Annotated in this window: 13 protein-coding genes; 3 read left to right on the top strand and 10 right to left on the bottom strand. The window is 70.2% G+C overall.

What is annotated here, in order from left to right; translation table 11 throughout:
- Position 1 precedes the first annotated feature (1 nt).
- Positions 2 to 1,678 (bottom strand): thiamine pyrophosphate-binding protein, encoded by a 1,677-nt coding sequence (locus HS109_04680; GenBank protein ID MBE7521666.1) that lies wholly within the window; start codon positions 1,676 to 1,678, stop codon positions 2 to 4.
- Positions 1,679 to 1,769: 91 nt separating this feature from the next.
- Here HS109_04680 and HS109_04675 point away from each other — a divergent pair, with 91 nt between their 5' ends.
- Positions 1,770 to 3,293, top strand: a complete 1,524-nt coding sequence (locus tag HS109_04675; GenBank protein ID MBE7521665.1) for a mechanosensitive ion channel — start codon at positions 1,770 to 1,772, stop codon at positions 3,291 to 3,293.
- A gap of 40 nt (positions 3,294 to 3,333) precedes the next feature.
- Here HS109_04675 and prmB read toward each other — a convergent pair whose 3' ends face one another.
- From prmB to HS109_04660, 3 genes are all read right to left on the bottom strand, one after another.
- Positions 3,334 to 4,233 carry a 50S ribosomal protein L3 N(5)-glutamine methyltransferase gene (gene prmB, locus HS109_04670; GenBank protein ID MBE7521664.1) on the bottom strand — a complete coding sequence of 300 codons (900 nt, stop codon included), beginning with the start codon at positions 4,231 to 4,233 and terminating at the stop codon, positions 3,334 to 3,336.
- Positions 4,234 to 4,246: 13 nt separating this feature from the next.
- Positions 4,247 to 5,404: a succinyl-diaminopimelate desuccinylase gene (gene dapE / locus HS109_04665; protein MBE7521663.1), complete on the bottom strand. Its 1,158-nt coding sequence runs from the start codon at positions 5,402 to 5,404 to the stop codon at positions 4,247 to 4,249.
- Positions 5,405 to 6,047: 643 nt separating this feature from the next.
- Positions 6,048 to 7,226, bottom strand: coding sequence for a PilT/PilU family type 4a pilus ATPase (locus HS109_04660; GenBank protein MBE7521662.1), 1,179 nt, complete (start codon positions 7,224 to 7,226; stop codon positions 6,048 to 6,050).
- 171 nt (positions 7,227 to 7,397) lie between these two features.
- Here HS109_04660 and HS109_04655 point away from each other — a divergent pair, with 171 nt between their 5' ends.
- Both HS109_04655 and HS109_04650 read left to right on the top strand, forming a co-directional pair.
- On the top strand, positions 7,398 to 8,159 hold the full coding sequence (locus HS109_04655; GenBank protein MBE7521661.1) for an S-methyl-5'-thioinosine phosphorylase: 762 nt from the start codon (positions 7,398 to 7,400) through the stop codon (positions 8,157 to 8,159).
- A complete protein-coding gene (locus HS109_04650; GenBank protein ID MBE7521660.1) occupies positions 8,156 to 8,686 on the top strand; it encodes a peptide deformylase in 531 nt (176 codons plus the stop codon). Before HS109_04655 ends, HS109_04650 begins: the two co-directional genes overlap by 4 nt.
- 55 nt (positions 8,687 to 8,741) lie before the next feature.
- Here the strand turns inward: HS109_04650 and HS109_04645 are convergent, their stop codons facing one another.
- The 6 genes from HS109_04645 to HS109_04620 form a co-directional block, all read right to left on the bottom strand.
- The gene (locus HS109_04645; GenBank protein ID MBE7521659.1) at positions 8,742 to 11,339 is read right to left on the bottom strand and encodes a [protein-PII] uridylyltransferase; all 2,598 of its coding nucleotides are present in this window, start codon (positions 11,337 to 11,339) and stop codon (positions 8,742 to 8,744) included.
- Between the two features lie 10 nt (positions 11,340 to 11,349).
- Positions 11,350 to 12,144, bottom strand: a complete 795-nt coding sequence (map, locus tag HS109_04640; GenBank protein MBE7521658.1) for a type I methionyl aminopeptidase — start codon at positions 12,142 to 12,144, stop codon at positions 11,350 to 11,352.
- Positions 12,145 to 12,200: 56 nt separating this feature from the next.
- Complete coding sequence (gene dapD, locus HS109_04635) at positions 12,201 to 13,031, bottom strand: 2,3,4,5-tetrahydropyridine-2,6-dicarboxylate N-succinyltransferase (GenBank protein ID MBE7521657.1); 831 nt, start codon at positions 13,029 to 13,031, stop codon at positions 12,201 to 12,203.
- A gap of 33 nt (positions 13,032 to 13,064) precedes the next feature.
- The gene (locus HS109_04630; protein MBE7521656.1) at positions 13,065 to 14,012 is read right to left on the bottom strand and encodes a hypothetical protein; all 948 of its coding nucleotides are present in this window, start codon (positions 14,010 to 14,012) and stop codon (positions 13,065 to 13,067) included.
- Between the two features lie 43 nt (positions 14,013 to 14,055).
- Positions 14,056 to 14,799, bottom strand: a complete 744-nt coding sequence (locus tag HS109_04625; protein ID MBE7521655.1) for a response regulator transcription factor — start codon at positions 14,797 to 14,799, stop codon at positions 14,056 to 14,058.
- A 71-nt stretch (positions 14,800 to 14,870) separates the two neighbouring features.
- Positions 14,871 to 15,950: a histidine kinase gene (locus HS109_04620; protein MBE7521654.1), complete on the bottom strand. Its 1,080-nt coding sequence runs from the start codon at positions 15,948 to 15,950 to the stop codon at positions 14,871 to 14,873.
- Positions 15,951 to 15,970 lie beyond the last annotated feature (20 nt).

Genomic DNA, 15,970 nt, shown 5'->3' with positions numbered 1-15,970 from the left:
GTCAGCCCTGCGCGCGTCGACCGGCTTCCCGCAGCGCGTCGAGCGACGCGCTCATCGTGAGCGCCTGCGGGTCGAGCCTCACATGCAGGAGCGAAGGCCCGCGATGCTCGAGAGCACGCTCGAACGCGGGTGCGAACGCATCGGTGGTCGTGACGGTCTCGCCCCTGGCGCCGTGGGCACGCGCGAGCGCGGCGAAATCGGGATTGACGAGCGTCGTGCCCGACACGCGCTCAGGATAGGTGCGCTCCTGGTGCATCCGGATCGTGCCGTACATGCCGTTGTCGATGACCACGAACACGATCGCGAGTCCGAGCTGCGCCGCGGTCGCGAGTTCCTGGCCGTTCATCTGGAAGCAGCCGTCGCCGTTCCACGAGACGACCGGCGCGTCCGGACGGAGCAGCTTGGCCGCGATGGCGGCGGGCACGCCGTAACCCATCGCACCCGCGTAGGGCGCGAGTTGCGTGCCCGGGCGTCGATGGCGGAACAACCGGTGCAGCCAGGTCGTGTAGTTGCCGGCACCATTGGTGAGGATCGCGTCGTCGGGCAATCGCTCGTCGAGCCAGCGCACGATGCGCCAGAGGTCCACGTCGCCGGGGACCGGGCGCGGCGCCCGCCACGCTTCATACTCGGCGTGCGCGGCCGCTGCGCTTCCCAGCCACGCCGGTGCCGTGGCGGGGCCGGGTGCGCAGTTGATCGCGTCGAGGAACGCTCCCGGGGTGGCGCAGATGCCGATCGCGGGTTGGTAGACGCGACCGAGTTCGTCGGCGCCCGGATGCACGTGGACGAGCGCCTGGCGCGGTGAGGGTACGTCGAGCAGCGTGTAGCCCGAGGTGGTCATCTCGCCCAGCCGCTCTCCGATCACGATCAGGAGGTCGGCGTTGCGGATGCGCGCGGCGAGCGAGGGATTGATCCCGATGCCGACGTCGCCGGCGTAGTCCGCGCGCCGATGGTCGAACAGGTCCTGGCGACGGAACGCGCAGGCCACGGGAAGCGACCAGCGCTCCGCGACGTGCGCGAGCGCGAGGCATGCATGGGCGTCCCAGCGGCTGCCGCCGGCGAGCACGAGCGGCGCGCGCGCGCGCGACAGTCGATCGAGGACGCCCGCTACCTGGACCGGATCCGCCGGCGCGGGGAGCGCCTCGACGCGCGCGGGGTCCGCGACGTCGGCGTGCGCCGAGAGCATGTCCTCCGGCAGCGCGAGCACGACGGGTCCCGGGCGCCCCGCCATCGCGACGCTCCACGCATGGGCGATGTACTCGGGCACGCGGTCGGGGCGGTCGATCTGCGCGGTCCACTTCGCGATCGCGCCGTACATCCGGCGGTAGTCGATCTCCTGGAACGCCTCGCGGTCGACCATGTCGGCTCCGACCTGGCCCACCAGCAGCACCATCGGCGTCGAGTCCTGCGCGGCGACGTGGACGCCGATGGCGGCGTTGGTCGCGCCCGGACCGCGGGTGACGATCGCGACGCCGGGCCTGCCGGTGAGCTTTCCCGCGGCCTCCGCCATGAACGCGGCACCGCCTTCCTGGCGGCAGGTGATGAAGCGCAGGCGATCTCCGGTGTCGACCAGCGCATCGAGTACCGGCAGGTAGCTCTCGCCGGGGACGCCGAAGAGGTGCGTCGCGCCCTGAGCGACGAGCGCGGCGGCGAGGATCTCGCCGCCGGTACGGGTGGCCATGGTGATCCGGTCGTGGGGGGTGCCGCGGATTCTACGCGATGGCCGCGGGCAACCCGCCTATAATCCGCGAGCCCGGCCCCGAGTCGGACCGATGGCGCCCACGATGATCGTCCTGCCCGAGACCCTGCAAGACGCGATCATGTTCGCCACCGCGGCGCTCGCGGTGGTGCTCGTGTCGTTCCTGTTCCCGCCGGAACGCAGGCGCGGGATGCTCGGGATGGCGATCGTCGCGACGGTCGGGGTCGGGGCGCTCTGGCTGCACCTCCGCTACCAGGGGCTCATGGGCTCGCAGACGATCACCGTCATCGCCCGCGAGCTGATCCTGTTCGTGATCGCCTTCGCGGTGATCCGCGTGTTCATGATCTTCGTGCTGTCGGGGTTGCTCGCGCGCTTCGCGGTGCCGCGGATCCTCTCCGAATTCCTGCTCGTGATCCTGATCGTGGTCTACGCGCTCGTGAGGCTCTCCGTGGTCGGCGTCAACCTCGCGGGCATCGTGACCACCTCGGCGGTCCTCACCGGTGCGCTCGCGTTCTCGGCGCAGGCGACGCTCGGCAACCTGTGGGCCGGCATCTCGCTGCAGCTCGAGAACACGCTGCGGCTCGGCGACTGGGTGAAGGTGGGCAACGTCGCCGGCCAGGTCGTCAGCATCCGCTGGCGGTCGATGGCGATCGCGACCAACGACAACGAGACGATCGTCATTCCCAACTCGGTCCTGATGAACGGCAACGTCGTCGTCCTGGGACGGCGCGGCGACGATCGGGCGCTGTGGCGGCGCAGCATCAGCTTCCAGGTCGACTACGACTACGCGCCCGCCCGGGTGTGCGGTATCGTGACCGATGCGCTCGCGCGCGCGGAGATCGTCAATCTCGCGCAGGATCCGGCGCCGACCTGCCTGTGCAACGCGTACAAGGACAGCGGAGCCGAGTACGCCGTCGTCTATTTCCTCCTCGATCCGCGGCGCGACTGGGCGACCCAGTCCGACATCCTGGTGCACGTCTACGCCGCGCTCGTGCGCGCGGCGATGCCCATTCCGTACCCGCGCCAGGTCGTCGAGCTCGTCCGCGACGAGCGGGGAAGGCACGCGCGGGAGGACCTCGCGGCGAAGCGCGCCGCGCTCGACCACGCCGAACTCTTCGCCTCGCTCACCACCCGGGAGAAGGACGCGCTCGCGCGCGAGTTGCGCACCGCGCCTTTCGCGCCGGACGACATCGTGTTCCGCGAGGGCGAGCAGGCCGATTCGCTCTACCTGCTCGCGCAGGGCCAGATCCACGTCGTGCGCGACGCGTCCGACGGAGCGGTGCGCAACAAGCTGGCGACGCTCGCCGCGCCGGCCTATTTCGGCGAGATGGGTCTCCTGCTCGGCGCGCCGAGGGGGGCGACCGTGGTCGCGGGCGGCGACGTGATGTGCTACCAGATCGAGCGGCGCGGCTTCGACGCGATCATCCAGGCGCGACCGCAGATCGCCATGGCCATGTCGGAGGTGCTCGCGAAGCGCCAGGCTGCGAACGTCGCGACGCTGCAGGCACTCGACGCCGAGCAGCGGGCGCGTCAGGCCTCGGGCGCGGCGGGCGATTTCGTGCGCCGGATCCGCGACTTCTTCGGCATCAAGGGCTGACGCCGCCGACGTTCGCGGGCGCCTTCGCGCCGCGATCGGGCTACCTTCCGGCGACGAGATCCTCGCGCGTGATCGCGAACACCGCGTCGTCGGCGCCAGGCGAGGCCACCCACACGAACGGCATCCGCGGAAAGGCGGCCTCGACCGCCGCGCGTCCGCTGCCGACCTCGACGACGAGCAACCCGCCCGGGTTGAGGAAGCGCGGCGCGTCGCGGACGATGCCGCGCACGGCGTCGAGACCGTCTTCACCGCCCGCGAGCGCCATGGCCGGCTCGTGCCGGTACTCGGAAGGCAGCGCGTCCATCGCGCGGTCGGTCACGTACGGCGGGTTGCTGATGACGAGGTCGTAGCTCTTCTCGACGAGGTTCGCGAAGAGGTCGGACCGGATCAGGTTGATGCGCCCGTGCAGCGCGTAGTCCGCGACGTTGCGCTGCGCGACCGCCAGCGCGTCGGACGAGAGGTCGACCGCGTCGACGTCGGCTTCGGGATACGCGTGGGCGAGCAGGATCGCGAGGCAGCCCGACCCGGTGCACAGGTCGAGGGCCTCATGGATCGCCGCGGGATCGGGGATCCAGGGGGCGAGGCCGTCGGGCAGGAGCTCGGCGATGTACGAACGCGGAATGATGACGCGCTCGTCGACGTAGAACCGGAACTCGCCGAGCCAGGCTTCGCGCGTCAGGTAGGCCGCGGGGACGCGCGTCTCGATCCGGCGCGCGAGGACCTCGGCGAGCCGCGTGCGCTCGATCTGCGTCAGCTTCGCGTCGAGGAACGGCTCGAGGCGGTCGAGCGGCAGCGACAGGGCGTGCAGCACGAGGTAGACGGCTTCGTCCCAGGCGTTCGCCGTGCCATGTCCGAACGCGAGCTTCGCCTCGGTGAACCGCGAGACCGCCCAGCGCAGCCAGTCGCGGACGCTCTCCAGCTCGTGCACGGGGGCGCTAATCGCCGTCTCCCCGTCAGCCCGCCCGTCCGGGTACGAGAAGGCGTCCGAGCACGGCGCGATAGATCGCCGAGAGTCGTTCCAGGTCGTCGATCGCGACGCGCTCGTCGACCTGGTGGATCGTCGCGCCCACCGGACCGAGTTCCACCAGCTCGCGCGCGATCGACGCGATGAACCGGCCGTCCGAGGTTCCACCGGTACAGGAGAGCTCCGGGGTGACGCCGGTGGACTCGCGCACGGCTTCGGACACGACTTCGACGAGCCGCCCCCGCGGCGTCAGGAACGGCTTGCCGTCCGGAAGGAAGCGCACCGCGTAGTCGAGTCCGCGGCGGTCGAGCACCTCGCGCAGGCGCGTGATCAGCGACTCGCGCGTGCTCTCGGTCGAATAGCGCCAGTTGAACGCGAGCTCGAGCGTGCCGGGAATCACGTTCATCGCGCCGGTGCCCGCATGCAGGTTCGAGCACTGGAAGGTGGTCGGCGGGAAGTACGCGTTGCCGCGGTCCCACTCGATGCCGGCGAGTTCCGCGATGGCCGGCGCGACCTCGTGTATCGGATTGCGCGCGCGATGCGGGTACGCGACGTGGCCCTGCACGCCCCGGACGGTCAGGACGCCGGTCAGCGTGCCGCGCCGTCCGTTCTTGATCATGTCGCCCAGACGCGTCACCGACGATGGTTCGCCGACGATGCAGTAGTCGATCGTCTCGCCGCGCGCGCGAAGGCGCTCGACGACCTTCACCGTGCCGTCGGTGTTGTGCGGGCCTTCCTCGTCGGAGGTGATGAGGAGCGCAATCGACCCGGGGGCGTCCGGGTGCGCCGCGACGAAGGCCTCGATCGCGGTGACGAACGCGGCGAGCGAGCCCTTCATGTCGGCGGTCCCGCGCCCGTGCAGGAACCCGTCGCGCTCGGTCGGGACGAACGGATCGGTCGACCAGGCTTCGCGCGGGCCGGTCGGCACCACGTCGGTGTGGCCGGCGAAGCAGACGAGCGGAGAGGACGTGCCGCGTCTCGCCCAGAGGTTGGTGACGCCCGCGGAGACGATCGTTTCGGCGCGAAACCCGAGTGCGGCGAGCCGCGATGCGATCAGGGCCTGGCAACCCGCGTCCTCGGGCGTCACCGACGGTCGCGCGACGAGTTCGCGCGCCAGCGCGAGCGTGGGGCGAGCGCGCGTGTCCATCGCCGCAATATTAGCAAACCAGAGGTCAGGACTCAGGTGACCGAAGTCAGGCGCGTCGGTGTTTCCAGGGGCGGCGCATCGAGCGCCCCCGAGGCTGCCTCGTGGGTCCGGCTTGAAGCCGGACGCTTTCCGCTTCGATTCGACCGCGCATCTTTCGCTTCGATGTCGCGAACCCCGTCGGGCTGAAGCCCGACCCACTAGGAAGGCGGAGGCTTCGGATGGCTGGTGGGTCCGGCTTGAAGCCGGACGCTTTCCGCTTCGATTCGACCGCGCATCTTTCGCTTCGATGTCGCGAACCCCGTCGGGCTGAAGCCCGACCCACATGGAAGGCGGACGCTTCGGATGGCTGGTGGGTCCGACTTCAGCCGGACGCCTTCCGGTTCGCGGCAGCGAACCTCGTCAAACGGAAGCCGGAACGACGAGCGATCGGCGGCGCTCGCGTTTCGCTCGAGTCAGTCCTTCAAGCCCGACGGAACCCGCCATCTCGGGGATCTTGCCGCATCGTGGCGGGCAGGCCGGTGCATCGAGTCGAAACGCGTTCGGCTGAAGCCGAACCCACCAGGGAGCCAGAGCGGTGCCCGATGCGCCGCCACCGGAAACGTCGCCGCGTCTGTCAACTGTCAACTGACAACTGCCTCCTGAATCAGTGCTGCTGCTGGCGCTCGAGCATCGCCGGGTCGATCGTGAGCGTCGCGAAGTCGGCGGCGGGACGGCGCTGCTCGCGATCGGCGACCGAGGTCTCCAGGTTCTCGACGCGGGCGGTCGGGCTGCTCTGGTTGATGAGCCAGGCGAGGTTGGTCGGCGAGTCCGACGCGGCCATCGCCTCGTCGTAGCTGATCGCGCCGTCGAGGAAGAGCCGGCACAGAGACTGCTCGAAGGTCTGCGACCCCGGATAGAGCGACTGTTCCATCGCCTCCTTGATCTGCGAGAACTCGCCGTTCTTGATGAGCTCGGCGATGAGCGAGGTGTTCATCAGGATCTCGACGCCCGGCTGCAGTTCGCCGTCCACGTTGCGGATCAGGCGTTGCGAGACGATCGCGCGAAGGCCGATAGACAGGTCGGAGAGCACGGCCGAGCGCGCGTCGTAGGGGAACAGGTTGATGATCCGGGACAGCGCGTGGTAGCTGTTGTTCGCGTGGATCGTCGACAGGCACAGGTGGCCGGTCAGCGTGTGGAGCAGCGCCGACTGCATCGTTTCCTTGTCGCGGATCTCGCCGATCATGATGAGATCGGGCGCCTCGCGCAGGGCGTTCTGCAGCGCGAGCTGGTAATTCTGCGTGTCGATGCCGATCTCGCGCTGGTTGACGATGCTCTTCCGATGCTCGTAGAGATACTCGATCGGATCCTCGATCGTCAGGATGTGGCCGCTGCGGTTGCTGTTGCGGTAGTCGATCATCGCCGCCAGCGTCGTCGACTTCCCCGAGCCGGTCGCCCCGGCGACCAGCACGAGGCCGCGCTTCGCCATCACCATGTCGAGCAGGACCGGCGGCAGGCGCAGCTTCTCGAACGGCGGGACGTGGCTCCGCACGTAGCGGATGACCAGCGCCAGCGTGCCGCGTTGGCGGAAGATGTTGATCCGGAAGTTGCCGACCGCCCGGTCGAGGTGCGACAGGTTCATCTCGAGCTCGTTCTCGAACGCGCGCGCCTGCTCCTTGCTCATCAGTTCGTAGGCGATCCGGCGGACCGTTTCCGGGTCCATCGGCTGGGTCGAGATCGGCGAGACGATGCCGTTCACCTTGATGTTGATCGGCGCGCCGCACGAGATGAAGATGTCCGACGCTTCCTTCTCGGCCATCAGCTTGAACAGGCGATCGAGATACATGGTCCGGGCCTCTCGCGGCTACAATGAACGGCGCGCCGGGCGGGACGCGAGCCCCGCGGGGCGCGATGATGATGTCATAAACCCGGCCGGTGGGCCACCGACGCCCCTCCCGGCGGTCCATGGGCTCACCGCCCGCCAACCTTTCGTGAATCCTTTCCGGTAGCAAGTTCCATGCTGGCCATCATCGGAGGCAGCGGCCTCACGCAATTGTCGACGCTCGCGGTGACCCGCCGCGAGGTGGTCCGGACCCCGTACGGGGAGCCCTCGGCACCGCTGCTCTTCGGCAGCGTCGCGGGGCAGCCGACGGTCTTTCTCGCGCGGCACGGACACGGCCACACGATCCCTCCGCACCGGGTCAACTACCGCGCCAACCTCTGGGCGCTCCGGGCCCGAGACGCGAAGGCCGTCCTCGCGGTCGCCTCGGTGGGCGGGATCCGGGGCGTGGCCCCGGGAGCGCTGGTGCTGCCCGACCAGATCATCGACTACACGAGCGGGCGCGCCGCCACGTTCTTCGACGGCGAGGAGGGGAAGGTGGTGCACGCCGACTTCACCCGGCCATACACGTCCTGGCTCCGCGAGCGCTGCCTCTCCGCCGCCGCCTCGGCGGGCATGGCGCTCCTGGACGGCGGCGTCTATGGCGCCGTCAACGGGCCGCGCCTCGAATCGGCGGCCGAGATCGACCGCATGGACCGCGACGGAGCCACCCTGGTCGGCATGACCGGGATGCCCGAAGCTGTTCTCGCCCGCGAACTGGGGCTGCCCTACGCGGCGATCTGCGTGGTCGTCAATCACGCCGCGGGGCGAGGCGACAGCGGCGAGGCCATTTCGATGGACGACCTCGCCCGCACGCTCGCCGGCGGCATCGACCGGGTGCGCGCGCTCCTCGACCACCTCGCGCCGATCGCCGTTCCCGACGCCGGAGCCTCGGCATGATTCGCGACGTGCTGAAGATGGGCGACCCGCGGCTGTGGCGGGTGAGCGACCCGGTCGGACGCTTTTCGACGCGCGAACTCGATGAGTTGCTCCGGGACATGCGCGACACCATGGCCGCACAGAGCGGCGCCGGGCTCGCCGCGCCGCAGATCGGCGTGCCGCTGCGCGTCGTCATCTTCGGCGTCGAGGCCAACCCGCGCTACCCGGACGCCGAGGCGGTTCCCTACACCGAACTCGTGAATCCCGTGCTCACGCCGCTCTCGGACATCATGGAGGACGGATGGGAAGGCTGCCTGTCGGTGCCGGGATTGCGCGGCGTCGTGCCGCGCTTCACCGCGCTCCGCTACACCGGGTTCGATCCGTCCGGCAAGCCGATTGCGCGCGAGGTCGACGGATTCCACGCGCGCGTCGTCCAGCACGAGTGCGACCACCTCGACGGAATCCTGTATCCGATGCGCATGCCGGACATGCGCCGCTTCGGCTACACCGAGATCCTGTTCCCCGACGCGGCCGGCGAGGAGGACTGAACCCGCCCGCGCCGCGCCGCCGAGCGCCGTGGCATGGCGCGAAGCGCGGCTCCGCTCACACGCGCAACTGTTCGTAGAGCGCGGTTTCGAGCCGCAGCAGCGCCTGCTCGTCGTGCAGGCGGTTGCCGTCGATCAGGAACACGTCCTCGGCCCGCTCGCCCAGCGTGTTGATCTTCGCGCTCGCGACGTTCACGTCCGCGTTCGCGAGCACCCCGGCGATGCGGGCGAGGAGGCCGGGCCGGTCGCCCGCGACGACTTCGAGGATGTAGTGCGTGCCCTTGTCGTCCGGGAACAGTTGCACCTCCGGCGTGAGGGGGAAGTGGCGCTGCTGGCGCGGCACGCGGCCCGCGGCGAACGGCTCGAGCGGGGCATCGGACACCACGAGTTCCGCCAGGTCGTGCTCGATGCGCGCGATGGTCGCGCGCACCGCGTCCGCGGGCTCGTCCGGATTCTGGAGGTCGAAGGTGTCGAGCGCGTAGCCATGGCGCGTGGTGTGCACCTTCGCGTCGACGATCGACATGCCGGCGCGCCCGAAATAGCCGCAGATCCGAGCGAAGAGCGCCTTGCGGTCGGGCAGGTAGACGAGCACCTGCAGTCCCTCGCCGGCGCGCGCGGGCCGCGCCTTGACGACGGGCGCGGTGCGCTCGACGCGCCAGCAGAGGTTGCGCGCGTGCCAGGCGATCTCGTCGGCGGTGTGCCGCTGGAAGTAGGGGGTGTCGAGGTGCCGCCACAGCGCGCGCTCGGCGCCCTCGGGCACGGCGTGGAGCCGCAGGAGTCGCCGGGCCTCGTCCTGGCGCAGGGCGAGCGAGTCGACGAGCGTGTGCGCGGCGTCCCCGCCCGCGAGGACGCGCCGCGTGGCGTGGAACAGGTCCTCGAGCAGTTGCGCCTTCCACGCGTTCCACACCTTCGGGCTGGTGCCGCGGATGTCGGCGACCGTGAGGATGTAGAGGAGCGCGAGCCGCTCGTCGGTGCCGACCGTGCGCGCGAACGCCGCGACGACCTCCGGGTCCGAGATGTCCTGTTTTTGCGCCGTCGACGACATCGTCAGGTGATGGAGGACGAGCCACGCGACCGTCTCCGCCTGCGCGCGCGGCATGCCGTGCGCGAGGCAGAACCGCCGCGCGTCGCGCGCCCCCAGCGTCGAGTGGTCGCCGCCGCGTCCCTTGGCGATGTCGTGGAAGAGGCCGGCGAGGTAGAGGACCTCCTTGTGCGCGATGTCGGCGATGAGCCGCGAACACAGCGGATACTCGTGCGCGTGCTGCGCCTCGGCGAAGCGGCGCAGGTTGCGGATCACCATCAGGATGTGTTCATCGACGGTGTAGACGTGGAAGAGGTCGTGCTGCATCTGACCGACGATGCGGCCGAACGCCGGCAGGCAGGCCCCGAGGATCCCGTACAGGTTCATCCGCCGCAGCTCGTGCGTGATGCCGCGCGGCTCGCGGAACAGCGCGAGGAAGGTCGCGCGGTTTCTCGGGTCGCGCCGGTACGCGGCGTCGATGCGCCTGCGCGATCGCCACAGCGCCCGCAGCGTGCGCGCGCTCATGCCCTTGAGTTCGGGGTGGCGCTCCATCAGCAGGAACGCCTCGAGCATGGCCGAGGGCTCGCGGTCGAAGAGATCCTCGCTCTCGACGTGCAGCAGTTCGTCGATCGCGCAGAACGGGCCCTGGATCGGGATCGGCTGGCGCGGGATCGGGAACAGGCGGGCATGCAGGTTCTGCAGCAGGATCGTGTTGACCTGGCGCACCGTCTTCGCGGCCCGGTAGTAGCGCTGCATGAGCTTCTCGCCCGCGCGGCGCGACGGCGAGTCCGCGAGGTCGAGCTGCCGCGCGAGCGCGGTCTGCAGGTCGAAGACGAGGCGATCCTCGCGCCGTCCGGCGAGGTAGTGCAGGCGCACGCGCAGGGCGGAGATGAACCGCTCCTGGCGCGAGACGGAGCGCGCCTCGCCCGGGGTCATCAATCCGGCGCGTGCGAGGTCGCGCCATGTGCCGCCGAGCCCGGCGGCGCGCGCGATCCACACGACGGTCTGCAGGTCGCGCAGCCCGCCGGGGCTCTCCTTGACGTTGGGTTCGAGGTTGTAGGCGGCGTCGTGGAACTTGAGGTGCCGCTGCTGCTGCTCGAGCGCCTTCGCCTCGTAGAAGGCGCCCGGATCCATCGCCGCGGCGAACCCGTCGGCGAACGCGCGATACAGCCGTCGTCCGCCGGCGAGATAGCGATGCTCGAGGAGGCTCGTGCGGATCGTCGCATCGGCGGCCATCTCGGAAGCGCACTCGGCCATCGTGCGCACGGCGTGGCTCGCCTCGAGCCCGACGTCCCACAGCGTCGCGACGAAGCGCTCGATCGACGCCGTGGCGCCGTCCGCGCCGGCCTCGGGAAGAAGGATCAGGACGTCGACGTCGGAGTGTGGGAAGAGTTGCCCGCGTCCGTAGCCGCCGACCGCGACCAGGGTCGTGCCGGACGGCATGCCGGCGGCACGCCAGACCTCGCGGACCGTCTCGTCCACGAGGCGTGCGTGCCCCCGCAGGAGTTTCGGCGTGTCGGGACGCGCGAGAAACGCCTCGCGCAGCGCGTTGCGCCCCTCCCGCAGGCGCGCGCGGAGCCGGTCGATCGGCGCCCGCGGCGCGTTCGCGATTCGCCCGGACGCGAGCGTCGCCATCGAGGCGGAATCAGGCCGGCGGCGGAGGGAGCGTGCCGTCGGACGCCGTGAGGATCTCGAAACCGTCCGGCGTGACGAGCACCGTGTGCTCCCACTGCGCCGAGAGCGAGTGGTCGGCCGTGACGATCGTCCAGCCGTCGGCGAGGCAGCGGATGCCCGGGCGCCCGGCGTTCACCATCGGCTCGATCGTGAAGGTCATGCCCGCCCGGAGTTCGAGCCCGGTCCCGGGGCGGCCGTAATGCAGGATCTGCGGTTCCTCGTGGAAGTTGCGCCCGATGCCGTGACCGCAGAACTCGCGCACGATCGAATACCCGTGCCCTTCGGCGTGCTTCTGGATGACGCTGCCGATGTCGCCCAGGTGCGCGCCCGGCCGCACCTGCCGGATGCCCAGCCACATCGCTTCGTAGGTGACCTCGCACAGGCGCCTCGCCTGGATCGAGGGCGAGCCCACGTAGAACATCCGGCTCGTGTCGCCGTGGTAGCCGTCGCGGATGACCGTCACGTCGATGTTCACGATGTCGCCCGCCTTGAGCCTGCGTTCGCCGGGGATGCCGTGGCAGACGACGTGGTTGACCGACGTGCACAGCGACGCGGGGTAGGGCGAATGGCCGGGCGGCGTGTAGTTGAGCGTCGCGGGAATCGTGTGCTGCACGTCGATCATGTAGGCGTGCGCGAGGCGGTCGATCTCGCCGGTCGTGATGCCGGGCTCGACGAACGGCGTGAGATAGTCGAGGAGTTCCGACGCGAGTCGCCCGGCGACGCGCATCGCCGCGATGTCCTCGGCGGACTTGATCGGGACCGACATGGGAAGCGGGGCTCTCATCGGAGGGGAGGCGGCGGCGGAGACCGGGGCGAGCCGGGTCAGCCGCGCAAGAGTTCGTTGATCGAGGTCTTCGCGCGCGTCCTCGCGTCGACGCGCTTCACGATGACGGCGCAGTAGAGGCTGTGGCTGCCGTCGGCCGCGGGGAGCGCGCCCGCGACCACGACCGAGCCCGACGGCACGCGGCCGAAGGTCGTCTCGCCGGTCGCGCGGTCGTAGATCTTCGTGCTCTGGCCTATGAACACGCCCATCCCCAGCACCGAGTTCTCCTCGACGATCACGCCCTCGACCACTTCCGAGCGTGCGCCGATGAAGCAGTTGTCCTCGATGATCGTCGGGTTGGCCTGCACCGGCTCCAGGACCCCGCCGATGCCGACGCCGCCGGACAGGTGCACGTTCCTGCCGATCTGCGCGCAGGAGCCGACGGTCGCCCAGGTGTCGACCATCGCGCCCTCGTCGACGTAGGCCCCGATGTTGACGTAGGACGGCATCAGCACCACGTTCCTCGCGATGAACGCCCCGCGCCGCGCCACCGCCGGCGGCACGACGCGCACGCCCGCCTGGGCGAACGCCGCATCGTCGTGGCGAGCGAACTTGGTCGGCACCTTGTCGTAGAAGCGGAACGGCGCGCGCTCGGGCGGCGGGCCCATCGCGACGTTGTCGGCGAGGCGGAACGACAGCAGCACCGCCTTCTTGATCCACTGGTGCGTCACCCACGCGCCGTCGACCTTCTCGGCGACGCGCACGCGGCCCGCGTCGAGGTCCGCGATCACCTGGGCGACGGCATCGCGAAGCTCGGCGGAGGCGGTGGCGGGCGAGAGCGACGCGCGCTCGTCGAAGGCGCGGTCGATCGTGGCTTGCGGTGAACTCATCGTGGGCGGACCCGGGGGACGAAACGGACGATTCTACCCCGCGGAGGGGGTCGGCCCGACCGCGCGGGCGTACAGCGGCTTCAGCAGCGCCGGGAGCGTGTACATCGGGAGCTGCGCGAGCGCGAAGTAGACCGTCACCTCGAAGCTCGCGCGGTCGGAGAGCGCGACCAGCACGAGTCCCATGTTGCAGTTGCCGACGAGGAGCGCCGCCGTGGCCGCGCGCCGCGCTCCGAGGCGGCGGAAGGCGAGCGCACCGGCGCCCTGCAACAGCAGGTTGAACGCATAGGCGGCGACGATCGCGAGCGCCACGTAGCCCGGCCGCTCGAACGCGTAGGCGGTGACGCCGTCCATGATCGCCACGCCGAAGAGGAGCAGGTTCAGCACCGCGACGCCGTCGATGAGTTCCCGATTCGCGTCGATGACCGCGGCTCCCGCGATGCGCCGGACGATCGCGGCGGCGACGAACGCGCTGCCGACCAGCGCGGCCAACCGCAGCATGAACTCGGAGAGCGACAGGTCGAGCTTCACGCCGACGAGGATTTCCGCCGCGACCGGCAGCGTGAACGGCACGAGCGCGGTCGACGCGATCACGACGACGACGGCGAGCGGCGCGTCGAGTCCGAGGACGAGCGCGATCGCCACGTTGGACACGATCGGGGAACTCGCCGCCATCAGCACCAGCGCCTGCGCGAGCGGCTCCGGCAGCCCGAGCGGCCCGAGCACGCGCGTGACCCCCCACACGACGAGCGGCGAGACGACGAGCACGAACGCGATCAGCGCGGCGATGACGCCCGGGCGATGGCGCCAGGCGGCCGCGCCGGCCCAGTCGAGTCGCACCAGCGCCAGCGCGAGCGGGATCACGAGCGTCGGGACCAGCAGTGGGCTCGCGAGCGTCGCGAGCGGCGGGATGGCGAGGCCGGCGAGCACGCCGATGGCCATCACCGCCGTCGCGTGCCGGCCCGCCAGAGCGAGGAGGCGCACCGCAGCAGTCTACGCCAGCCCGGCGGTCCGCACCGCCGTCCTGCTACATCGCCTTGAAGAGGTGCGCGAAGGTCCGCGACACGGTGAGCTTCTCGCTGCGGCCCTTGAGCGTGAGCACCGGCTGGTCGCGCCAGTCGCGTTCGACCCGTGCGATGGCGCGCAGGTTGACGATCGTTCCACGGTGAATCTGCCAGAACTGCTCGTGGTCGACTTCGTCGTGGAGTTCCTTGATCGTCTTGCGGATCAGCGCGTCGCCGTCGGCGCTGACGACTTTCGTGTACTTGTCTTCCGACTGAAAGTACAGCACGTCGTCGATCGCGATCAGCTTCATCGACGCGCCGAGCGACGCGCGGATCCACTTGAGCGTGCCGCCCGAGGCCTCCCGCGCGGTGAGACGTTCGAGCAGCGAGGCGAGATCGACCGGCGGCGTGCCGAGCCGGGACTTGAGTCGCGTCACGACCTTCGCGATGCGCTCGGGTGTCGCCGGCTTCAGCACGTAGTCGACGGCGCCTTCCTCGAACGCCGCGACCGCGTACTCGTCGTAGGCGGTCACGAACACGATGTGCGGACCGCCGGCGATCGCCTTCGCGACCTCGAGGCCGGAGAGGATCGGCATCCGGATGTCGAGGAACGCGATGTCCGGCCGCTCCTCCTCCGCGAGCATCACCGCTTCCTGCCCGTTCTCCGCCTCCGCCACGATCGCGAGTTCGGGCCAGGCTTCGGCGAGGCGAGCCTTCAACTGGCGCATCAGCATCGGCTCGTCTTCGGCGATCAGTGCGGAAGGCATTGCGAACGGGGAAGGGGGAAGGGAGAAGGGAGAAGGGGGAAGAGTGAAGAGCGAAGGGGGCGCGAGCGGGACTAGCCGCCCTGGGCGATCGGGATCTCGATGACGGCACGGGTGCCGCCCGACTCGAGGCCCGAGAGTGTGAACCGGCCGGCGGGCCCGTACAAGGCGGCGAGCCGCTCCCGCACGTTGGCGAGCCCGACGCCTCCGCCGTCGCGCGACGGAGCGAGGACGATGCCGCGTCCGGTGTCGGCGACCTCGACCGTCAGTCGCGCATCGTCGCGTTGCGCCCGGAGCGTGATGGTACCGCCGTGGGCCGAGGGTTCGATGCCGTGCTTGATCGCGTTCTCGACCAGCGAGATCAGCAGGTTCGGCGGGAACGACGCACCGCGCAACGCGTCGGGCACCTCGACCGTGAACGCGAGCCGCGGCCCGATGCGGGTCTGCAGGATGTGCAGGTACGCCTCGCAGAGTTCGACCTCCTTGCCCAGCGTCGTCGACGAGGCGCGAAGCTGCGGCAGGGCCGCGCGAAGATAGTCGATCAGGTACCCGAGCAGGCGGTGCGCGGCCGGAGGATCGGTCTCGGTGAGGAACTGGACCGACGCGAGCGTGTTGAACAGGAAGTGCGGCTCGACTTGCGCCTGCATGAGCTTCAGTTCGGCCTCGACCGCCTGCTTCGACAGCAGATGCCGCTCCGCCTCGGCGCGAGCGAGCGTGGCCTGCGCGCGCGCGGCGGAGAGCTTCACGTAGAAGAACAGGCTGAAGAAGACGCCGTTGAAGAATGCGACCACGAAGTTGAACAGGAAGTTGCCGTGCTTCGTGGTCACGTAGCTCCAGGTGTAGCCCTTCGCGAGGATCACGAGGACGATGCCGATCAGCGACCCGACGGCGACCGCCACGATCAGCCGGCGCAGCGGGTGCGCGGCGTCCCAGGGCCGCGCGACGTTGACGCACCAGGCGATCGAGAAGCCCTGCAGTTGCGCGCTGACGAACGGATGCCAGAACGGGCGCGTGTCGTCGATCCAGAGCACGCCGGCGATGCCGGTGTTGATCGCCGCGACGAGCGCGATCGTGAGCCACGACGCCCGAAAGCCGCGGGCCAGGGCGGTGCGGAACGACACCCGGGTCGGGAAGGGAGTGGTGGCGGTGCTCACGGCCGCGCATTGTAGGCGCC

This window comes from Burkholderiales bacterium, from assembly GCA_015075645.1.
GTDB lineage: Bacteria > Pseudomonadota > Gammaproteobacteria > Burkholderiales > Casimicrobiaceae > VBCG01.
This window is presented reverse-complemented; position numbering and strand designations above follow the sequence as displayed.

Bases quoted from the DNA above. Each gene is read 5' to 3' on its own strand.
- HS109_04680 (MBE7521666.1), bottom strand. From the start codon at position 1,678: ATGGCCACCCGTACCGGCGGCGAGATCCTCGCCGCCGCGCTCGTCGCT.
- HS109_04675 (MBE7521665.1), top strand. From the start codon at position 1,770: ATGGCGCCCACGATGATCGTCCTGCCCGAGACCCTGCAAGACGCGATC.
- dapE (MBE7521663.1), bottom strand. From the start codon at position 5,404: ATGGACACGCGCGCTCGCCCCACGCTCGCGCTGGCGCGCGAACTCGTC.
- HS109_04660 (MBE7521662.1), bottom strand. From the start codon at position 7,226: ATGTATCTCGATCGCCTGTTCAAGCTGATGGCCGAGAAGGAAGCGTCG.
- HS109_04655 (MBE7521661.1), top strand. From the start codon at position 7,398: ATGCTGGCCATCATCGGAGGCAGCGGCCTCACGCAATTGTCGACGCTC.
- HS109_04650 (MBE7521660.1), top strand. From the start codon at position 8,156: ATGATTCGCGACGTGCTGAAGATGGGCGACCCGCGGCTGTGGCGGGTG.
- HS109_04645 (MBE7521659.1), bottom strand. From the start codon at position 11,339: ATGGCGACGCTCGCGTCCGGGCGAATCGCGAACGCGCCGCGGGCGCCG.
- map (MBE7521658.1), bottom strand. From the start codon at position 12,144: ATGTCGGTCCCGATCAAGTCCGCCGAGGACATCGCGGCGATGCGCGTC.
- dapD (MBE7521657.1), bottom strand. From the start codon at position 13,031: ATGAGTTCACCGCAAGCCACGATCGACCGCGCCTTCGACGAGCGCGCG.
- HS109_04625 (MBE7521655.1), bottom strand. From the start codon at position 14,799: ATGCCTTCCGCACTGATCGCCGAAGACGAGCCGATGCTGATGCGCCAG.